4 protein-coding genes are annotated in these 5,500 nt (G+C 33.0%); 2 read left to right on the top strand and 2 right to left on the bottom strand.

What is annotated here, in order from left to right; all coding sequences use genetic code 11:
• On the top strand, window positions 1-594 hold a 594-nt coding region (locus tag D1839_RS19860; protein ID WP_199690456.1), incomplete at its 5' end, for an N-acetylmuramoyl-L-alanine amidase.
• Between the two features lie 219 nt (window positions 595-813).
• Here D1839_RS19860 and D1839_RS19865 read toward each other — a convergent pair.
• Window positions 814-3,096: a S8 family serine peptidase gene (locus tag D1839_RS19865; RefSeq protein ID WP_120381498.1), complete on the bottom strand. Its 2,283-nt coding sequence runs from the start codon at window positions 3,094-3,096 to the stop codon at window positions 814-816.
• On the bottom strand, window positions 3,096-4,229 hold the full coding sequence (locus D1839_RS19870; protein WP_120381499.1) for an AAA family ATPase: 1,134 nt from the start codon (window positions 4,227-4,229) through the stop codon (window positions 3,096-3,098). Before D1839_RS19870 ends, D1839_RS19865 begins: the two co-directional genes overlap by 1 nt.
• Before the next feature lie 366 nt (window positions 4,230-4,595).
• Between D1839_RS19870 and D1839_RS19875 the strand changes: the two genes are divergently transcribed.
• Window positions 4,596-5,500: LXG domain-containing protein (locus D1839_RS19875; protein WP_286164873.1), on the top strand; the 905-nt coding region annotated here is incomplete at its 3' end.

Raw genomic sequence — 5,500 nt, forward strand, 5'->3', positions numbered from 1 at the left:
GGTTTACGAGATCGAGGGATAAAAACAGCAAACCTTCATATGGTGCGTGAATCCAGTATGCCCGCCATTTTAATTGAGGGTGGTTTTATGGACTCTACAATTGATATTAAAGTTATGCGTGATAACAATAAGCTGGAGCAGGCAGGAAGAGTTTTAGCTGATGCCATTGCTGATTACTTTGGTATCAAAGGCGGCTCTAAGCCAAGTAAACCAACGCCTAATCCTAAACCATCTAAAAAATATGACAGCATTGTTGATTATATGAAAGATCATAATATGGATTCCAGCTTTAACAATCGTAAAAAGTTAGCTGCCAAATACGGTATTAAAAACTACCGTGGTACTGCTAGTCAAAACGTTGCGTTATTAAATAAATTACAGGGTGGTAAATCTACTTCATCCAGTAAACCAAAGTCTAAATCATTTAAGCCCGGTCAACGAGTAACACTAAAAAAATCAGCCGATAAATACGCCACAGGACAACACATACCGCCTAGATATTTAGGTAAGACTTATACTATTCAACAAGAGAGAAAAAGCACACTGTTGCTTAAAGAGCTTTACAGTTGGGTGTATAAAAAGGATGTGAAGTAATAAATGAAGGGATAAACATTGATGAAATTAAAATTATATTATAAAAAATAAATGAACTAGAAAAGTGGTTCGCCCGAAAGTTAAAATGAGAGTTTTAACTTTCGGGAGTCACCCTCCTTCTCATGTAGTTACTAATTAGAGTTTTTTATTTTAGTATTCTTTCATTTTAGAAGTTATACACAAATATGTATATAAACATAAAATGCACATTTAAGAGATTTACTGTCTGAAACGAACTTGTTGTTTTGTTTCTAAATTATTTGTAATATATCCTTTTTCTCTAAGACCAGTTACAACTTCGGAGTAGATATCATGATTAAATGAATCCTTAATTGTTATTATTAGTACGAATTCTTGTTCATGAGCAATTATATCACTTCTCGGAGTCATATCAATACGTATTTTCCATCCATCTTTCACTTTAATTCCTCTACTGATATTTCTGTAATAGGATTTAACTGGACTCCATTTAAATCCATTTTCTACTCTTGATTTTTCAAATTTTTCATCCCACGCACTTTCCAAAGGGACTTGACCTTTAAAGTCTATTTTGCCATCATCTTGGACATATGTGCCAAAACTTACGTCAATATTTGTTCTGCAGTACTCACTTCCATATCGTTGATCTAATACAGGAGAGTATACTAATGTCATACCTATTTCACCATAATATTTATCTGATCTTATTAAGGAGGGAGGAAAAGGGAAATCAAATAGCTCTAGATAAGATCCTTGTATAATTTTTTGACGAAATACTAACGTGATTTCACTTTTACTACAATTTATGATTTCATTAGTATCCGCTGGCGGCATACCAAACCCAAAATATTTAATATTATTTTGATTTTCATCTAGATAGCTACGAGAATTCATTCTAGCTGAATGGATAACCATAGCTTTTGCTAATAGTAGATCTTTTTCTAACATTTCATCAAATACTGAGGCGTATTTTTGAACAATTCTTGGATTTGAGTAGCTCGTCCCAATTCCTTCTACTACATTTCCAGCTATATCTAAACCTTTCATCCCAAGGTTTACAATACTAGAATTTTGATCGATATTACCGCCAAAATCTACTACATCTGGCTTAACTATATAATTAGCTCCAGGTCCTCTTCTACTAAAGGGCGAGGGTTCGCTACGTTTTACGATTGAGTTATTGGATTCATATAAAGCAAGTGATCCCACTGTAATAGCTCTAACTGAATCTGCTGGAGCTATGATTCGGTCTTGGTTACCAATTCCACCTTGAGGAGGCCAATTCCTATAGGGTTTTTTTGTGTAGTTTCCACTTGAAACAAAGATTTGGACTTCATATTCATCTTGAATATAATCTAAGAAAATACCTAGGTCAGACATGGTACCATTACAAACAAGACTTTCAATCCCTAGTGATAAATTCCATATCTTCACTTCTTTTGAATAATTGTTCATAACATCCTCAATAATTTCCATTAATTCTTCTTCACCAATCGAATCTGTTAATCCAAAGCTTTTATCACTGTTTGGAATTGCTACCACATCAACAAATTTAAACTTTTTTGGGCTGTCAACTTTAAAACCATTTAACTGATTTCCATATTGAATAGTTGATGCAATAAAAGTAGCGTGAGTAGGATTCTGGTATTCTTTTTCAACATATTCTTCCCTTTTAATTACGTAAGGGGATAAATAAGGATTATCTAAGCTTATGCCACCGTCAATAATTCCAATAATTGTATCGCTATTTACTGCGTTTGAATCATTAATAAAATTCAAAACAGAAGAGGTTTGCTCATTTATTGGAAGTGAATACTGTTGAAAAAAATCAACAGATTTAACACCGTTTATTCTAGCAATATTAATTATATCTTCAGTTGAATTCACGCTCATTTTCAAGTATTCTATATTGTCTCCATACCTAACAAAGTTATAGTTACTAGCCAAACCAAGTGAATTAAGTTTAAAATGAATATAATTTTTAATTTGTTCATTGTCATATTCATCATTAAAATCAAATATTTTAACTTTGATTTTTGTTTTAATATCATCAAATTCTTTTGTGTTTACTTGATAAATTCTTTTAAGCTCTTTTGAGATTTTTTCCTCGATTCTTATTGGTTGGATATCTTGGATTGTCGTTAAATTAGCTTTTATTTTTTGTGAAGTGGGTTTGTTAATTAAATTCATAGTACTTTTTATAGATGGTTCTGTAACCTTAATATAAATTTCATTTAAATCCTCAGAACCAATTATAGGACAATTTCGACAAAGGTCGATCGGTTTATGAGATTTAGCAATAGCATCTGATTTCACCACTATTTTGCCGACTGCTGGAACATGTTCGTTTTCTATAAATACATCTTTGTAGAAATCTAGTACATTTTGAAATTTTTTTATTAGTTGATTTTGTAGTTGTGGCGTTACCTCACCGAAAAATTTTAAATTGCCTCCTCCTTGGTTTTTTTTAATGTCTGTACGTTTTTGCATAACTATTTTTATGGGCAAATTTTTATCTGACATTATTTAATTACCTCCTCTTTGAAAATTCTACCTATAGTTGTTTTAGAGACACCAAAAATATCTGCAAGCGTTGAATAACTAAAAGTCTTCTCATTACAATTACGTAAGTACTTTGCCTTTATTTTTATCAACTCTCGTTTATTGTCATAATCTTGAGGAATTATATTTTTGAATATAAACAATTCATTATATACTGCTTTTATCGAAAAAGCTTCATCTATTATAACGGTATTTCTGATAGCCCTTTTTACTATTTCCTCAATGTCAGATCCACTTAACCCTTGGAATGCTGTTGCTAATTCGTTTTTTTCTTTTACTGTGAATGATGATATCCCATCAGTAAATAATTCTATCATGCGTATAATTGCTTTGTGGTCTGGCAATCCTATTTCAAGTTTATAGTCAAACCTTCTCCATATTGCAGGGTCTAATAACCTTTCATGGTTTGTGGCAGCTAATAGTAAACTGTCATTACTCATAGAATCAACATTTTGAAGTAAACTATTTACAACCCTTTTTAACTCTCCTAATTCGTTACCATCATCTCTTGCTTTGGCTATTGCATCAAATTCGTCTAAGAAGAGAACGCAAGGAGTTTTTTGGGCAAAGTCAAATAGTGTTCGAATGTTCTTTGCAGTAGTTCCTAAATATGAAGAAATAAGACTATCCAATCTTGCAATTACAAGTGGTAAATCCAATTCTTTTGCGATTAAATAAGCGCTTTTGGTTTTTCCGCATCCTGGAGGACCGAAGAGTAGTAATGTATTAGAAGGCCCAATTCCCATTGAATTTAATTTATCGGCGCTTTTATAACTTAAAATAAATGTTTGTAATCTTTCCTCGTTGGTCTTAGAAAGAATCACATCAAAATTATTATCACTAGGGTAAATAATTTCTGCTAGCGTACTTCTTGACTCGGGATCTACAGGGATATCATTTGAATGATTAGCTCCCATTGGGGTTAAAGTTGTTTTGTTATGATTGTCTAAAATTTTTGAGAACTTTTTAGAAGCGCGAATTTCTCCATCAGCTTCAAGTTTTGAAATTAATTGTTTTGTATAGTTGATGATCTTAGTTTGATCGTATTTAAAAGCACCTTCAATAATCTTACCTAATTCAATTGAATATTTCATGATCACATTCCTCCTAGGTTGATTATACACACATTCAACTAAAGTGTAAATGACGATATAGTTTATTTTGTTTACGAAACTGTTAAATTTCATTAAAAATAATCATTTTAATGATACGAATGTTATTATTATGGCACGATTTTGTTTATTGTATTACAAAAGAGGCGGGGGTATTTCCGTTAAAATGGTTAAAAATCACATTTTATTTACACGAATTTTATTTTCCATAAACAATTCCATATATTTGCCACTTTTAGTATAATGCAACTAAAGGGGTTACATTGTAGTTATTACCAATGGGGATAGGAGGAGAGGTTTATTAAGGCGCTTTATGTAAGCGACCTTCATAGCTATATCGACAAAACCATATCGCAGCTAGAACAAATACATACACAAGTCAAAAACATCCAGAAGAGCATAGAAGCCATTATAGCTTTGGAGGATGCATTTAAAGGGAAAACGGCTAACTCTATTCGAACCTTCTATCAAGAGGTACACATGCCGTTTCTGTTGTTCTTAGAGGGTTTTATTATGAATTACTCTGATACGTTACAAGAAATGAAAAAGTCGATTCAAGACATGGAACCAAACAAAGATGGAGTGATTCGTGAGGATTTTCTTTCTCAAGATGTGAAACGAAGTTTTGAGCGAATGGAACAAATTACTATGGCAATAACGGATGAGGCAAATGCCGTTCTTCACTCGGTCAAAGATATTATTAACGTTCGTGATATAGACGATGGCGAGTTCTTAGATAAAGTACAGTATGGGAAAAAGATGAACCGTCAGACGATAGAGAAGCTCCACGCTTTTGACCGCCACAATACAGCTAAGCTAGACCCCATAGAACAAGATTTACGAACGATGAAGAATTATATGACTCAAATCCGTAAGTTAGGCAACAATGGAAAGTTACGTATTGACAGTTACCAAGCCAGACAGCTAGATGATCAAAAGTTTCATCAAGAACTTATATCTGGAATCAAAAATAAGGCTGTGAGAAACGCTATTGGGCTAGAGGCAGTCCTTGGCGAAGCAGGTAAGCTTCTACTCTATAGCTATACTCGATTTGCGGCTATTCCGGTTCAGTATTTACAGAAACATTTTGGATTGAAAACCATGGATTATAGTTACCGAGCTATGCATGCAGTTGCAGCATCATCAGGCGACTATTTAACTACACAACAGTTCTCCACCATTGAACACCAAGTTGTTTCTAAAGTAGAGGTTTCAGACTATAAAAAAGTGAGACAGGGAACTTACTATACGTT

Origin of the sequence: Roseburia sp. 1XD42-34, assembly GCF_009917385.1 — a bacterium.
In the GTDB taxonomy this organism is placed as follows: Bacteria; Bacillota; Bacilli; order Bacillales; family Amphibacillaceae; genus Virgibacillus.